17 protein-coding genes are annotated in these 14,584 nt (G+C 51.3%); 2 read left to right on the top strand and 15 right to left on the bottom strand.

Annotated features, from left to right (window positions below):
• Positions 1 to 5 precede the first annotated feature (5 nt).
• The 14 genes from ACFOLF_RS06795 to ACFOLF_RS06860 all read right to left on the bottom strand — a co-directional run bounded on the left by ACFOLF_RS06795 (position 6) and on the right by ACFOLF_RS06860 (position 12,134).
• On the bottom strand, positions 6 to 368 hold the full coding sequence (locus ACFOLF_RS06795; protein ID WP_210037701.1) for a diacylglycerol kinase: 363 nt from the start codon (positions 366 to 368) through the stop codon (positions 6 to 8).
• Positions 368 to 865, bottom strand: coding sequence for an rRNA maturation RNase YbeY (gene ybeY / locus ACFOLF_RS06800; protein WP_210037702.1), 498 nt, complete (start codon positions 863 to 865; stop codon positions 368 to 370). The genes ACFOLF_RS06795 and ybeY overlap by 1 nt, the downstream gene beginning before the upstream one ends.
• Positions 862 to 3,075, bottom strand: coding sequence for an HD family phosphohydrolase (locus ACFOLF_RS06805; protein ID WP_210037703.1), 2,214 nt, complete (start codon positions 3,073 to 3,075; stop codon positions 862 to 864). Before ACFOLF_RS06805 ends, ybeY begins: the two co-directional genes overlap by 4 nt.
• Before the next feature lie 124 nt (positions 3,076 to 3,199).
• Entirely contained in the window at positions 3,200 to 4,171 is a 972-nt protein-coding gene (locus tag ACFOLF_RS06810; RefSeq protein WP_210037704.1) for a PhoH family protein, read from the bottom strand.
• A gap of 6 nt (positions 4,172 to 4,177) precedes the next feature.
• Positions 4,178 to 5,371: a sporulation protein YqfD gene (gene yqfD / locus ACFOLF_RS06815; RefSeq protein ID WP_210037705.1), complete on the bottom strand. Its 1,194-nt coding sequence runs from the start codon at positions 5,369 to 5,371 to the stop codon at positions 4,178 to 4,180.
• A gap of 31 nt (positions 5,372 to 5,402) precedes the next feature.
• Positions 5,403 to 5,681, bottom strand: coding sequence for a sporulation protein YqfC (yqfC, locus tag ACFOLF_RS06820; protein WP_210037706.1), 279 nt, complete (start codon positions 5,679 to 5,681; stop codon positions 5,403 to 5,405).
• Between the two features lie 179 nt (positions 5,682 to 5,860).
• A complete protein-coding gene (locus ACFOLF_RS06825; RefSeq protein ID WP_210037707.1) occupies positions 5,861 to 6,367 on the bottom strand; it encodes a hypothetical protein in 507 nt (168 codons plus the stop codon).
• A gap of 54 nt (positions 6,368 to 6,421) precedes the next feature.
• Positions 6,422 to 7,417, bottom strand: coding sequence for a flotillin-like protein FloA (floA, locus tag ACFOLF_RS06830; protein WP_379114069.1), 996 nt, complete (start codon positions 7,415 to 7,417; stop codon positions 6,422 to 6,424).
• 17 nt (positions 7,418 to 7,434) lie between these two features.
• A complete protein-coding gene (locus ACFOLF_RS06835; RefSeq protein WP_379114067.1) occupies positions 7,435 to 8,820 on the bottom strand; it encodes an NfeD family protein in 1,386 nt (461 codons plus the stop codon).
• A gap of 118 nt (positions 8,821 to 8,938) precedes the next feature.
• Positions 8,939 to 10,291 carry an MATE family efflux transporter gene (locus ACFOLF_RS06840; RefSeq protein WP_210037708.1) on the bottom strand — a complete coding sequence of 451 codons (1,353 nt, stop codon included), beginning with the start codon at positions 10,289 to 10,291 and terminating at the stop codon, positions 8,939 to 8,941.
• 176 nt (positions 10,292 to 10,467) lie between these two features.
• On the bottom strand, positions 10,468 to 10,911 hold the full coding sequence (locus ACFOLF_RS06845; RefSeq protein WP_210037709.1) for a GatB/YqeY domain-containing protein: 444 nt from the start codon (positions 10,909 to 10,911) through the stop codon (positions 10,468 to 10,470).
• 16 nt (positions 10,912 to 10,927) lie between these two features.
• Entirely contained in the window at positions 10,928 to 11,101 is a 174-nt protein-coding gene (rpsU, locus tag ACFOLF_RS06850; RefSeq protein ID WP_188992903.1) for a 30S ribosomal protein S21, read from the bottom strand.
• Between the two features lie 162 nt (positions 11,102 to 11,263).
• The gene (locus ACFOLF_RS06855; RefSeq protein WP_210037710.1) at positions 11,264 to 11,605 is read right to left on the bottom strand and encodes a histidine triad nucleotide-binding protein; all 342 of its coding nucleotides are present in this window, start codon (positions 11,603 to 11,605) and stop codon (positions 11,264 to 11,266) included.
• A 139-nt stretch (positions 11,606 to 11,744) separates the two neighbouring features.
• Positions 11,745 to 12,134: a hypothetical protein gene (locus ACFOLF_RS06860; protein WP_379114065.1), complete on the bottom strand. Its 390-nt coding sequence runs from the start codon at positions 12,132 to 12,134 to the stop codon at positions 11,745 to 11,747.
• 197 nt (positions 12,135 to 12,331) lie between these two features.
• On the opposite strand from ACFOLF_RS06860, the gene ACFOLF_RS06865 reads away from it, so the two are divergent.
• Both ACFOLF_RS06865 and rpiA read left to right on the top strand, forming a co-directional pair.
• Positions 12,332 to 12,973, top strand: coding sequence for a hypothetical protein (locus tag ACFOLF_RS06865; protein WP_210037711.1), 642 nt, complete (start codon positions 12,332 to 12,334; stop codon positions 12,971 to 12,973).
• An 11-nt stretch (positions 12,974 to 12,984) separates the two neighbouring features.
• Positions 12,985 to 13,647, top strand: a complete 663-nt coding sequence (rpiA, locus tag ACFOLF_RS06870) for a ribose-5-phosphate isomerase RpiA (RefSeq protein ID WP_210038068.1) — start codon at positions 12,985 to 12,987, stop codon at positions 13,645 to 13,647.
• Between the two features lie 153 nt (positions 13,648 to 13,800).
• Here rpiA and ACFOLF_RS06875 read toward each other — a convergent pair whose 3' ends face one another.
• Positions 13,801 to 14,418, bottom strand: coding sequence for a hypothetical protein (locus ACFOLF_RS06875; protein ID WP_210037712.1), 618 nt, complete (start codon positions 14,416 to 14,418; stop codon positions 13,801 to 13,803).
• Between the last annotated feature and the right edge of the window lie 166 nt (positions 14,419 to 14,584).

Here is a 14,584-nt window from a genome sequence, read left to right on the forward strand (position 1 = left end):
TTTAGCTAATGGTAGACCATATCCCATATATGCGGGCAGAAGATGATCAATCCGATAACGACGGCCGCAATAGCCGCAACCAGTACAGCCCCCGAAGCTGTATCCTTCGCCGCTTTGGCCAGCGGGTGAATCGCCGGGCTTGCCAGATCCACGACGCTCTCGATCGCAGTGTTCAGCATCTCGGCGCATATGACCACCCCCATCACAAGCACCAGCACAGCCCATTCGATTTGCGTAATCCTGAAAATGAAGCCTGCTGCCGTGGCAATAAGAGCGGCGATTATATGAATACGCATGTGAAGCTGCGTGTCCAGGGCCAGACGGATGCCAGCCACTGCAAATTTACAGCTCTGAATGAACCTGCGCATTAACGGTGCAGACCAGCCTGCCGGAGGACGTCTTCCTGCTTTTTCGTCATGATCGCCTCGCTCGCTTCGTCCTGATGATCATAACCAATCAAATGCAGGAATCCATGCACAAACAGAAATCCAAGCTCCCGCTCCAGCGAATGACCGTACTCCAGACTTTGCAGCTTCGCCCGCTCGGCGGAGATAATGATATCGCCAAGCATGCCGTCCAGCGGCAAAGGAACATCCTCTTCCTCAATATCATAAATAATATCCAGCTCTTCGTCGGTATGTTCCTGCATGGCAAAGGACAACACATCCGTCGGCCGGTCGATGCCTCTGTAATCCCGATTTAACTGATGAATTTCTTCATCGTCTACAAAGGAAAGAGTTACCTCGCCTTCAGTGAGCCCTTCCGCTTCCCCGGCAAGCAGAAGCAGCTCCTCCAGACGTCCCAGAAACGCTTCGGGTATTTCAACTTTATTCTGTTCATTATTCCATTCCAAGCGCAAACTCATGCCAGCCGCTCCTTTGGTTTACTGTCTTCGGGATATTCGATCCGCGAATGGAAGATACCGATAACGGATTCCTTCAAAGTCTGCGCGATTTGATCAAGCTCCTTGAGAGTCAAATCGCATTCATTAAACTGGCCGTCATCCAGGCGGTTTTTAATGATTTTGTTGATCATCGATTCCACCTGCTCCATGGTAGGACTCCGCAAACTCCGGACAGCGGCTTCGATGCAATCCGCTATGCCGACAATGGCGGCTTCCTTCGATTGCGCCTTTGGTCCGGGATACCTGAAGTCATCCTCGGTGAAATCCGTCTCTTCCCCGGCCGCTTCAGCCTGCTTCCATGCTTTGTGGTAAAAGTACTGCAGGAACGTCGTCCCATGATGCTGCTCCGCAATATCCCGGATCGGTTTGGGAATGTTATGGTTCTTCAGCATCTCCACGCCATCGCGGGCATGCGCGATAATAATCGATTTGCTCAGCTTCGGATCGATGGAATCATGCGGATTCTCGATATTGCTCTGATTTTCGATAAAATAACTGGGCCGTTTGGTCTTGCCGATATCGTGATAATAGGAGCCGACCCGGCACAGCAGACCGTTGGCGCCAATGGCTTCGGCTGCCGCTTCGGACAGATTGCCGACCATTACGCTGTGATGGTACGTACCCGGCGTCTCCGTCAGCAGCTTGCGCAGCAGCGGATGATTGGGATTTGACAGCTCCACAAGCTTAAGCGCGGACAAGATGCCGAAGGTAATCTCGAAAAAAGGCATCAAGCCGATAACCAGAATCGCCGTCAGCAGGCCTCCGGCAAAAGCAAACGCAATCGTGGTGACCATTTCCGTCTTCTCCGGCAGCTCGCCCCCAAGCAGAATCAACGCAAGCACGGAAGCAGATCCGAACAGGCTGACCATAATGCCTGCCTTTAATATCGTAGACCGCTGGCTCGCCCGGTGAATGGCAAAAATAGCGGCAAATGAGACAACCGTTGTCATAAATCCATAATTAAAATCAAAGATACGGTTGGAATCGACGTTGAATAAGATACTGCCGGCAATAGCGAACAGAAACGAGCAGACAACCGCGAGCTGAACATCCAGCAGCAGCGTAATGAGCATCGCTCCCATTGCTGTCGGCGCCAAATATCCGACATAGGAAATGGTATCGGTCTGCGTCAGCTCGACGATCCGCATAATCAGCAAATTCAGGATAAAAATAAGCAGCAGCATCGCAAGCTGGGCATTATTGTATCGCACATTTGCGGTATTAAGGCCCGATGATTTGTCCAGAAAGCTGTAAATAAACAAAAGGAATAACAAAGAAAGCAGCAGCAGGCCGAGCTGCGGCCAATAGGATTTTTTGTCCTGCAGCAGATTGAACGATGAGAGCCGGTCGTATAACTCCTGGGTTACCATCTCTCCCTTATGGACGATAATATCCCCTTGATTAATGACGACCTCAGGCGTGTTTTCTTTCGCCGCCACCTTCGCTTCGCTCGTTGCCTCGCTATCGAGGAATTTGTTCGGCATAATGGCGAATCGAGCCAGCTCCTGAACGATCTCCCTTGTTTTGCGCTCGCTCAGCGAGCTTGCGTTCACAAGCTCCGCCACCTTCGTGCGGGCCGTCTCCGCTTCCCGCAGCGGATCGCTCATCAGCTTGCGGACGATGGTAAGCCCCACCTGCTGCATATCGGCAATCTGCACAACGGTAAGCTGCGGCAGCTTGTAGTACGTTTCCTCCGGAATGCGGTATTCCTGATTCTTGACTGTCGTTGCCATCTCCTGCAGCAGGGTGTCGTTATAGGCATCCTTGCCTGTATTGCTGCGTACGAACTCGTCGACATAATCACTATAGAGCTGCGGAATTTCCGTCCTGTAGATGGTCACTTTATTATCAGTCGTAACCTGATCATCCTGATTCAACTGCTCCATACGGGCAAAGATCTGCTCCAGCAGCTGCTCGCTGCGCATCGCGACAATGGAATAAATCGGTTCCACGCGATCCGCTGCTTCCTCCTGCGCCTTGATCCTTGCCTTATCATCCTTGATTTGCGCAGGCGCCACAACGTCGCGTTCCATCCGCTTGCCTTCTTGAATATCGTAGGTTTTGGGAAGCAAATAAGGAGCTAGAGTGATATAAAACAACAAAACAAATAAAAACAGCAAGATCCATCGAACCGCTGCGCTCTGCTTCCAACCACTCCATGAAAACTGCACGTATTATGTCCCCCCTCGTGCTGCGACCACCCCATAGGGTTGCTTCAACTGCGGGGCCGTCCATGCTGGGTATTATAAAACCGTACACCCGGGTAATCTACGTTCTATGCTGGCCTGACGCCATTTAGCCCTGATTATCGGCATCCATGTTGTAAGCCACGATGATTTTTTGAACCAGCGAATGACGGACGACGTCCTGTTCAGAGAAATGCACGAAGCCTATCTCGTCAATATTTTGCAAGATACGCTGTGCTTCATTAAGTCCGGAACGTTTGCCGCGGGGCAAATCGATTTGCGTGACATCGCCGGTCACCACCATTTTGGAGCCGAAACCAAGCCGGGTCAGAAACATTTTCATCTGTTCCGGAGTCGTGTTCTGCGCTTCGTCAAGAATTATGAATGAATCATCAAGCGTACGGCCGCGCATATAGGCAAGCGGCGCAACCTCGATCAAGCCCCGTTCAAAAGCTTTCACCGTTTGATCCGGACCCAGTACGTCATGCAGCGCGTCATAGAGAGGGCGCAAATAAGGGTCTACCTTCTCCTGCAAATCGCCTGGCAGGAAGCCAAGGTTCTCACCGGCTTCTACCGCCGGGCGGGTCAATATGATCCGCTTGACGGAGCCTTCCTTCAATGCCGCAACCGCCAGCACAACCGCCAAATACGTTTTGCCTGTCCCGGCAGGACCGATGCCGAATACGACGTCCATTTTCTTGATCATCTTCACGTAGTGGCGCTGCCCTATCGTCTTGACGCGAATCGGTTTGCCGCGGAATGTGGAGGTAAGCTCCGCTTTGAATAAATCCAGCAGCTGGTCAGCCTGCAGCGTCTTTGCCAAATCGAGCGCATACATGATATCGCGTTCCGATGGCGTATACCCTCCACGGAACAATTGCTGCAGCACGGTAAAAAGCTGTTCCATGGACTCTACCTCGGCAAGAGGCCCGGAGATCATGATTTCGGCGTCGCGGGACATAATATCCGCTTCCGTCTGCTGCTCGATCAGTTTCAGAAATTTGTCCTGCGGTCCAAAGAGCGCAAGTCCTTCCGCCGCGCTCGCGAGCGGGATTTTGATAATCTTGGTTTCATTTGGCAAAAATGCTCAATCTCCTTGTATATGAACTAACGGTCTTTCAGCTACGATCGACTGTTCCACCTCAAAAAGCACTTTCATATAAACTTTACCATTGTCCGCCTTTTCATGCAAAATGTTTTCGGCGCGGATCTTCGATCCCGCCCCTGCTTTGGTCAATAAATCGGCTTTGGCCTGAAGCAGTCCCGCCTCTCTTGCCTCCTGCTGCGTGAGCGTCTGTTCATCCACGCGGACCTCCCGGATGGTCTCCTTCATCCGGCCGAGCGGCAGCTTCAGGGAACGCCAGGAGGCCTGCTCCAGATGTCTTTCGGTCTCAAATTGATCATAGGGAACCTTGCCAAAGCCGCTGACCCGAAGAGCGCGTCCCCACGCTACCCCATACCAGCGGGTAATACTCTCCCCTGTGTAGGTTTTCATTTTCTGCTGCATCGGTGAGACAATCATATATTCATGCCAGACCAGACCTTTAACGATTCCCTTAGCCACTACCGTGCGTGTATGAGCTTCATCCCCATAGATTCCGGAGATCAGAACGTCGCCTTTCTTGACCTTCGTATTCCGTTTCACGACAGGCCTTCCGGTATCGGCCAGAATTTCAGTCACAACGGCATCGGCCGAGGCCACAAGATGGCGGGGACTGAGCAGCTCCTGCTTTTCGGGGATAGTTGTCTCCACCACCTGGATCGTAATCTTCGTTCCCTGCTTTTCCACACCGATCCAGGCTGCTCCAGGCAGCTTCTGCGTCAGCTTCTTGGACAGCACGTCCGACTTTTCAAGTCGAAAAGACCATTGGAACGGATAAAGACCTTCCTGCTTGGCAGCCTGCAAAATCTGCTCTTCGGACAAGCGGTCGTTCCCTTTAATATCGATGGTCCAGATCAACGAAGATAAAATGTACATGCCAATAAAAAAAATGAGAAGACCCGCGCCGAAAAACAGCCTTTTCTCCAGCTTGACAAGCCAGAAGGGGAGCCCCCTGCGGGACTCGACATGGACCCGGGAGCTTGTCTCCCTGAGAAGCGGCCGAAGGCGAAAGAAGTCATTGACGGTTAAATCGCAAATCAGTTCCCCGCTGCTTGTCCGGCGGATGGACCACAGCTCAAGTCCGCTCGCCAACGCGCGGTTGACAAGCAATTCCAAGGATTCTCCTCTGATGCAGACCGTTACGATTCCCCGCAGCCATTGCAGCCATGAAGCATTCATCCTTTCTTCCCCCTTTACGATCCATTTATCGTCATTCCTTGATTTGAATATGTTTGATTTTCCCTTCCACGAAGACTTCTTCGGTCCAAATGGTCCTGATAATCAGACCCTCTCCCGTTACTTCCAGCTCCCCTTTGCTGAGCGCGAGGCGCAGACTATCGCTGGAGAAATGGAGCACGCCGCGGTGGTTTTCAATATACAGCTGACGATCGCCAATCATCGTCAAGCGGGGCAAATCGAATACGACATCCTGCGGTAAATCGAGCAAATCGGCAGCCATTTTACGCAGTTTGCGGTTTATGCGGCGCATGCGGACAACAAGCCCCCTTCCCATACTGTACCAACGTATGCTGGAAACCGCTGAAATATGAGGATAGCGATGCAGTTGAGACTGAAAAAGCAAAGAAGCCCTCAGCATCCACTTTCCAGTGGCCTGAAGGCTTCTTAAGCGTTTTGATTATAGCAAGCTAACATTGTCACGAAAATCGATCAGGGACGGCGGTGGGGCCGCTTGGAGCGCGGTGGACCGAGAACCTCGGCAAGAACGACCGCACGCCGGAGTTCATTCTTATCCAAATTACGCAATAAGCCGCCTTTCGAAGCAGCGGAAGGCTCAGAAATGCGTGCCTGCGCAAGCGGTCTGCGCTGAAACGGCGAAGTTCTCTCGGTGATCCTGACCTTCGGGGGTTCGTCATACAAAGGCTCCTCAAAAACAGGTTCTTCATATTCCAAACTAACCCCTTCTCCGTCCTCTGACCGGTTACCGCTATCGTAGCGAGCAGGCTGATCCGGTTGATTCACAGGCTGGCCAAACTGCCGCTGTTGGTGCTCGAGGCTCCTGCGACTGCGGGGCGCCGCCGGGCCGCTTCCAAAGTCGGGCATCCGATTCCCCTGCGGATTGCCCTTTCTGGCTTTATTGATCAGGGAGAAGAGAAACCCGACCACAATAATGACAATAAAGAAGTTTTTCAAAATAAATTGAATCAGGTCGTTCACTGCATCACCTCCGGCAATCCTTTACGAGGACTGTTTATGCGGGTTAATAAAAATCTATTTATCCTCTTTGTCCGGCTGGTTGGATTCCTGGTTGCCGATTGAACCGCGCATTTGCGTGTCGGCCTCAATGTTTTTCAAATTCATATAGTCCATCACGCCAAGCTTGCCGCCTCTGAGCGCTTCAGCCATCGCAATCGGCACCTGTGACTCCGACTCAACGACAAGCGCGCGCATTTCTACGACACGGGCCTTCATCTCCTGCTCATGAGCAACAGCCATTGCACGCCGTTCTTCGGCTTTGGCCTGGGCGATTCTTTTGTCGGCTTCCGCCTGCTCGGTTTGCAGATGGGCGCCAATATTTTTGCCTACATCCACGTCCGCGATATCAATGGACAGAATCTCAAATGCCGTGCCGGCATCAAGTCCCTTGCCAAGCACAGTACGGGAAATCAGATCCGGATTCTCAAGAACATCCTTATGAGAGCCGGAAGAACCGACTGTCGTTACGATTCCCTCACCGACGCGGGCAATAATCGTTTCTTCGCCGGCGCCGCCGACAAGGCGTTCGATATTGGCGCGCACTGTAACACGCGCTTTAACCTTGACTTCAATTCCGTTTTTGGCAACGGCAGCTACAATCGGCGTTTCAATTACACGGGGGTTGACACTCATTTGCACCGCCTGAAGCACATCGCGTCCTGCCAGATCAATTGCCGCCGCGCGTTCAAACACCAGCTCGATATTCGCACGGTGAGCGGCAATCAGGGCATTGACAACGCGGTCTACATTACCGCCTGCCAGAAAGTGGCTCTCCAGCTGGTTAATGTTCAGCCCAAGCCCCGCTTTGGTCGCTTTGATCAGCGGATTGACGATCCGGCTTGGTACGACTCGCCGCAGGCGCATGGCCACAAGCGTAATGATTCCGACCCGAACGCCCGAGGACAGCGCGGCAATCCAAAGCATAATCGGGAAGAAACTCAAAAATACGGAAAGCACGATAATAGCCAGTACGACGATAATTATAATGGTAACGGTTGGATCCAGCTCCATAATTTCCCCTCCATGGTTTAAATGTTTTCGTTCAACTGCTGCACAACGACACGCGTTCCTTCAACTTTAATAACTTGAATTTCCGCATTTGCCGCGATAAATTCTCCCTGCGTTACAACGTCGACCCGCTGTTCGCCGATAATCGCCGTACCGGCAGGCCGCAGCGGCGTAACGGAGCGTCCACGCATGCCGAGATATAACGCTTTATCGGCCGTTGAGACATACCCCTGCTCCGTCGTCAGGCTTTCACTGAGGATAAACCGGTTCCATACCCCTTTATGAGCAAAGCGTTTGGCAATGATAAAGACGATTACTCCTGCCGCAAGCAGAGCGACGAACAGGGATAGAAAGGCTGATTTCGGGCTGGGCGCGGCAAGCACAACCCCTGCAATAAGCGATGCTGATCCCAGTATTCCCAGTATTCCGAAGCTTGACACAAACACCTCGGCAATGAGCAGCACAACTCCGATTACAAACAGAATAATTTCTTCCATTCCGGCAAAGCCCGTGATGTAATGACCGAAGAAATAAAGTCCGAAGCCGGCAAGCCCGATCAGACCGGGGATGCCGAAGCCGGGAACGATCAGTTCAATCGCCACACCTGCTATGCCGATAACGAGCAGCAGCGTCATGATGGCGGGCTGGGTCAGAAATTGCGAAATCCGCTCCATTACGCTGGCTTTGACCTCCACCAGATTGGGCTGCTCGATGCCCAGATGCGCCAGCACCTCATCGACGGAGCTTGCCGTATAATCGGCATAGCCCACTTTCACCGCATCGGCGGCGGACAAGGCCAGCAGCTCGCCTTTCTCGACCGTACGTCCAAGCGGCTTGATCTCCAGCGTCACATTCGGGTTGACCATCGCGGTTGCCAAATTGGGATCGCGGCCGTTTATTTCGGCGGCTGCTCTCATTTTTTGCGTCCAGTAGGCGACTGTTTTCGGATTGTCAATCAATGTGCCCGTTCCGTCCACAACCGCCGCCGAGCCGATCACACTATTGGGCTCCATCACAAGCTCATCGGCATTCAGGGCAATGTAAGTACCTGCGGATACTGCCCTCCCGTGAACCAATGCTGTCGTCGGAACCTTGCTGGTACGAACGAGATCGCCAATTCCCTCTGCGCTGACAACGCTGCCGCCAAGGGTGTCAATAACGAGCACAATACGCTCAGCGCCGGCTTCTTCCGCTTCCTTGTAAGCACGCTTGAGGAATTTCTCAAGCCCTGATTCGATTGGCTGTTCAGCCGGAATAACATAGACCGTGGAGCCGATCTTCCCCCCGCCGGTATCGCTATCGGCCGCAAATGCAGCGGGAACCATAGCGCCAAGCAGATTCATGAAGATAAGCCCCACAACAACAGAAAGCGTCCCTCTGGCTATCAGCCGTTTAACCCATTTCAATATTTGACCCTCCTCTCCTTACTGTAACCAAGAAGAAGCTGACGCCATTCCTCTCTGCGTCAAAATCTGCCGCAATCGTAATCCTTCATACGGTCTGACAGTGCCCCCGTTCCAAGTATTATCCGTGGGTGGCCTCCTTAAGCCTGACTGAAGTCCAGTCCGTACGGTAAAAACGCAGCATGACCGACGTGCCGAACACCGTGAGGAAGGAGTAAAGCGCGATCCAGGCTCCCAGGCTGCCCCAATGAAACACAAAGATAAACAAGTAAGCAACCGGCACAAAGAAAAACCAGCTTAGAAAAAATGAGATGCGCATGAGAAAAGTGGTATCGCCGATTCCCCGCAATCCGCCTGCATAGAAATTAAGCAGGCCATCAAAAATTTGCAGGTAGGCGGAAACCTTGATCAGAAACGCCGCCAGCTCATAAACTCCGGGGTCCTTGGAATACAAGTGGGCAATCTGCTCGGCAAACACCAGCTCCACCGTGCCAAGCGCAATGATGAACATGGTACCCAGAATAGCGGTATCTGTTCCAGCCCGGCGTCCAATCAGAGCCATTCCTCTGCCCACGCTTTGCCCTACCAGAATTGTTGCCGTCGCTCCGAAGGCAAAGGCTGGCATAAAGCCGAAGGACATCACATTCAGCGCCACTTCATTGGCAGCAAGCGCGTGGTCGCCCAATCTGGCTACGAAGGCGGTGAAGATAAACATGGATACGCTGAGCGAGAATTCCTGCATGCCCAGCTTGCCGCTCTCCTGGGCGATCAGTTTTATTTCCGGCCAGTCAAACGAGAAAGCAGCAACACGGCTGCGGGTTTGGTAACGTTTATGCAAAATAAAGAAAAAGATGTATACGCAAATGAACAGCTGGACCCCTTCACCAATGATCACGGCGAGGCCTGCGCCGGTCAAGCCCAGATGCGGAAAACCCCAGTGGCCAAATGTGAGAACGTACGTCAGAAAAATCATCAATAAATTGGATATCAGCGACACAATCATGGACATGGTGGTCGATCCGATTCCGCGCAGAAAGCCGTGGAAGGCAAAATTAATAATGCCAAAGGACATGGCATAGAAACGCAGCTCCAGATAATAGCCGCCTTGATGGACCAATTCCTCCGATCCCCCGGTCCAGCGCAAAATATCGTCAGCCGCTAGCCAGCCCGTTACGAATATAACAACCGCGAAAAATATGCACATGTACATAGCCAGATATGTCCGCTGCAGGCCTTTGCGCATATCGTTGGATCCGTAATTCTGTGCGACCAGATAACTGACCGTATGGCCGATACCGGAAAAAATGGCAAATGCATTATACATAATAATATTGGAAACGCCAACAATTGCGATAATTACAAAGCCCAGCTGACCCACCATTATCAGATTAATGGTTCCTGTCACGGTCTGTGTGGCGAAGGTGACAAGAGAGGGTATGGCAATCAGCAGGATTTGAAGCCAGTTACGCAGCATAGTAAAGTGTTCCTCATTTCCCATCTATTAGCCCCTATTCTGGAGCAGTCTGTAGGATGTGTCAATAGCTCCGAATAACGGGAAACAAAAGAAAACTGCCCGCTTTCAATGAGACAACACGGGCAGTTCATGAAAAAACACCCCCTTCGCAGGGAGTGTCTGGCTGTCAGCCTATGTTATTGCAGAAATTGCTGCACATATGTGTTTACTAGTTTACCATCAGCACGCCCTTTGGTCTTGGGCATGAGGGCGCTCATAACTTTGCCCATATCGGCTTTCGATGAAGCACCGGTTTCCGCTATGGTCTGCTGAACAATTTCTTTGATTTCTTCTTCGGTCAGCTGCTGAGGCAGGTACACACTAATAATTTCAATTTCTGCGGCGACGTCTTTTGCAAGATCATCGCGGCCGGCTTTTTCGAATTCTTGGAGGGAATCTTTACGTTGTTTGATCTCACGACTTAGGATATCAAGCACTTCATTATCATCAAGCGGTCGCTTTAAGTCAATTTCCAGATTCTTGATGGAAGCACGAATCATGCGAATCGTGGAGAGCTTGAACTTCTCTTGACCTCTCATGGCTTGCTTCATATCATCGTTCAATCGTTCGCTAAGGTTCATTAGTGGAAGGATCCTCCTAAAACTTTCTCTTACGCGCAGCCTCGGACTTCAGTTTGCGTTTAACACTAGGCTTCTCATAATGCTTGCGTTTCTTAACCTCGGCAAGGACACCATCTTTAGCGATAGTCTTCTTGAAGCGGCGGAGTGCAGCATCGATTGTCTCGTTTTTGCGAACTTTTGTTTCAGACACCAGTTTTCCCTCCCTCCGAGCAGACCGTCTAAGAAAGATCACACGGTTCATCACATTTAATTATATGGTATAACCAAAGTCAGTGTCAACTTGAAAGGACCAGCTAATTTCCTTCTTTTACTATAAAATGCGCATCTGCTGTACATCCATGTATTCCGTGATTCAACCGGCGAGCGATTTCATCTGGTGTCCGCCCAGAAGATGCAGGTGCAGATGATACACAACCTGGCCCCCCTCGGCGTTGCAGTTATTTACCAGCCGGTATCCCGACTCGTCAATATTGTGCTCCTTGGCGATTTGCCGGGCTGCTGCGAACAGCTCTGCAATCAGCGCATTGTCCTCATCCTGAACATCGTTCATCGTCGGTATGTGCTTCTTCGGAATGATGAGAATATGTACGGGCGCAGCCGGCTGAATATCGTGAAAAGCCAATATGCGCTCATTCTCGAACACCTTCTTCGAAGGGATATCACCGTCAATAATTTTGCAAAATAAACAGTCCATTTCCGCTGCCTCCTGTCCAAAAGCATTCTTTATTTATCCATAATAACGAAAAAAGCCATTCCCGTCCAACGGAAGGAAGAAATGATAGACCGGTGCCACCGGCGCCGGTCTTGGTTTGAGCTTATGGATGGCCGGCGATTTAAAAAAAAGGAAGCAGCGAGAGTCCCAACAGCGCAGCAAGCGGAAATGCTTGACGGTAGAAACGGCGGCGCGGGTAATACGGATATGGATAAAGCGGCGGGTAAAGCGGCGGATACGGGAAAAACCCCCGCGGATCGTACTGATTGTCACAATGAGGAACTGCGAGATACACCATCTCATCATCGATATGCTCCACAAATCCGTCACAGCACCAACCATCCTTGGTGTGGGCCAGGACATAACGGTACTTATGATCCTTGCACCATTTTTTCATTTCATGTTTTTCCATCGGCTGTGTGACCGGTGCGGTTGCAGTCGGCATTTGAGCCATAGGCTTTTGGTTAACGGGCATTGTTGCAATAGGCATTGTTGTAACCTTTTTTTCCATGCTTGATCCAGCCTCCTTCATTCTCCTTTTATCCTATTCGGCTATGGGCGTTTGGCGCCTATGGCGCCCAAAAATGGGCAGATGACTACTCAGCAATGACAAAGCGTAAAGCGCCCGGCAGCAGATGAACCGCAATATACACCTCAATAGAAAGCTCTGTGACAAGGGTTGGCAGAGGATTGACTTGGGAGGTATACTTGCAGCAAAAGGAAAATGAACAGCAGGGCATTATTAAGAAGGGCGGAAATTCATTGAAGGCACGAACCCGAACGATTATGTTTATTCTCCTCATTGGGGCCGCGGCGTTCGCCGGCTACAAAGTATATGATTATTACCGGGATGACAGCTTGCTCCACCGTATCGTGACACAGGATGGGTATCAGTTGACGCAGGCAAATACGGCAGACTCCACCAGGCTGGAATTCAAACCGGAGTGGCTGAAGACAGAGTATCAGGAATCGAGGACGCTGAACGTTCCGGTCGGGTACGATCACCAAACCCTCTTCGTGCTGGAGAAGATCCGGAGCGAAGCGGACGCCGTGATTTTCAGCATGAAAGCCATACCCGAGCTTAAGAAAGAAGAAGGGGAATTTTTGTATACAGCCGAAATCCACGGGAACGGCGCGTTTTCCCCTGCAGCACCTAATGTGCCGTGGGCCTTTTTGGATCAAAGCGGTAACAAAATTGATATAAATGGGGTAAAATATAAGATAGAACCAGAGGCAGGGCCCTCCGCAAGGTTTTCGCTGGAGATTAGCAAAACAGGCCTGGACAAGCTTGCAGCTGGCTTCACCGCAGAATACACCGGATTTAATTTGTATACCTATTCCAGGAAATAGCAGGTGAGATGATGGAAAGCAAACGAATCGCCGCAGAGCATGCCGTAACGTATATAAAAGATGGGATGGTAGTCGGACTGGGTACAGGCTCAACGGCTTACTGGGCCATTCGGAAAATCGGAGAACGCGTCAAGGAAGGCCTTCTTGTGCGGGCAGTGGCAACTTCAAGACAATCGGAACAATTGGCGCAAGAGCTTGGGATTCCTCTCGTCGCTTTTGAAGAGATTGACGGAATTGATATTACGATTGACGGAGCCGACGAGGTTGATGGTGAGCTGAATCTCATCAAGGGCGGCGGCGGCGCCCTGCTCCGCGAAAAAATCGTAGCCGCATCCAGCGGCAAGCTGATTATTATTGCCGATGAAAGCAAGCTTGTGAACCGGCTTGGCACTTTTCCCCTGCCGGTGGAGGTTACTGTTTTCGGCAGCTCCCTCACCATGAAAAAGCTCGCCAAATTCGGCTGTCCGCTGAAGCTCCGGACTGTGAACAACCAGCCTTTCGTCACCGATAACGGGAACTATATTATAGATTGCCAGTTTGGCGCGATTGAACAGCCGCAGCAGCTTCATGATGAAATCAACGGAATTCCGGGTGTGGTCATAAACGGGCTGTTTATCCACATGGCGGATCGGGTGATTATCGGACAAAATGACGGGACGGTAAGAGAGCTCTAGCAGGCAGGGCAGGTTTTCGCACCGCACGCAGCTCCCAGCGCGCGGTGCGAATTTGAAGAAACCGTTCGGAGCGTAATCAAAGAGCCTGCATTCCTGGCGAGGAATGCAGGCTCTTTGATTTTTGATGCTGGCAGGTGCGATAATTTTGATCTTTTAACTGCCTGACTGGTACATGACGCTTGCCGGCTCGTTCATGATATCCAGCAGCTTCCTGCTCATATCCACCCATTTGGGGTCGATCAGAATGGTCTGCGCCGAGGTTTCCGATAAGGTGTCCTCATCAAAGGAGGCTATGGTTGTTTTCAATTGCGTATACCAGCTCTCCAGCTGCTGAAGATAGCTTCGTTCCGCTTCGGTGAGCGGTCCTTCATGATTACCGATCATCGTGGTGGACTGCTCGACCTGTGACAAGAAGGTTTGCGCATTGCGGTTCTTGAAGGCAAAAGGCTCCTTGCTCGCCGCACCGGCCTGGTCCAGCAATATAATCAGGCTTTGAGCCTGCTTGAAGGCAGCCTGCAAAGCCGTTTTGGTTGAAATCCGGCTGTCGATCGCATCATTATCCAGCAGCTTTTGAACATTCGCTTGAACGGCATCCACATGCAGCTTCGCCTGATTGCCGGCATTAATGATGCTCATGCCCCGGCTGACACGATCATCTTTGTCATGCTGTATCAGTTTGGTGACGAAAAAAACGTTGCCGATCAGACTGATTACGAGCATTAAAAGGACAATAGGTGTGAATATAGGCCGTTTCGGTTGATGCTCCTCCACGAAGATTCCTCCAAACAGACGTTGATCAGCGGCACAGCGCTTTGGGGTGTTCATTCCTGCTATATCTTCATTTACGTTACAATGTTCCCGCTTGCAATGCAAGTCGAAACCGGAAGCAAATGTGAGCAATTATTGCCGAAATAGGCGCAGCCGGCAAGTTTAAATG

This window comes from Paenibacillus sepulcri (genome assembly GCF_042647105.1).
In the GTDB taxonomy this organism is placed as follows: domain Bacteria; phylum Bacillota; class Bacilli; order Paenibacillales; family Paenibacillaceae; genus Paenibacillus_Z; species Paenibacillus_Z sepulcri.

What these genes read in the sequence shown, in the direction of transcription:
- ACFOLF_RS06795 (WP_210037701.1), bottom strand. Translation starts at nt 368, where the DNA reads ATGCGCAGGTTCATTCAGAGCTGTAAATTTGCAGTGGCTGGCATCCGT.
- ybeY (WP_210037702.1), bottom strand. Translation starts at nt 865, where the DNA reads ATGAGTTTGCGCTTGGAATGGAATAATGAACAGAATAAAGTTGAAATA.
- yqfD (WP_210037705.1), bottom strand. Translation starts at nt 5,371, where the DNA reads ATGAATGCTTCATGGCTGCAATGGCTGCGGGGAATCGTAACGGTCTGC.
- yqfC (WP_210037706.1), bottom strand. Translation starts at nt 5,681, where the DNA reads ATGCGCCGCATAAACCGCAAACTGCGTAAAATGGCTGCCGATTTGCTC.
- floA (WP_379114069.1), bottom strand. Translation starts at nt 7,417, where the DNA reads ATGGAGCTGGATCCAACCGTTACCATTATAATTATCGTCGTACTGGCT.
- ACFOLF_RS06840 (WP_210037708.1), bottom strand. Translation starts at nt 10,291, where the DNA reads ATGCTGCGTAACTGGCTTCAAATCCTGCTGATTGCCATACCCTCTCTT.
- ACFOLF_RS06845 (WP_210037709.1), bottom strand. Translation starts at nt 10,911, where the DNA reads ATGAACCTTAGCGAACGATTGAACGATGATATGAAGCAAGCCATGAGA.
- ACFOLF_RS06855 (WP_210037710.1), bottom strand. Translation starts at nt 11,605, where the DNA reads ATGGACTGTTTATTTTGCAAAATTATTGACGGTGATATCCCTTCGAAG.
- ACFOLF_RS06860 (WP_379114065.1), bottom strand. Translation starts at nt 12,134, where the DNA reads ATGGAAAAAAAGGTTACAACAATGCCTATTGCAACAATGCCCGTTAAC.
- rpiA (WP_210038068.1), top strand. Translation starts at nt 12,985, where the DNA reads ATGGAAAGCAAACGAATCGCCGCAGAGCATGCCGTAACGTATATAAAA.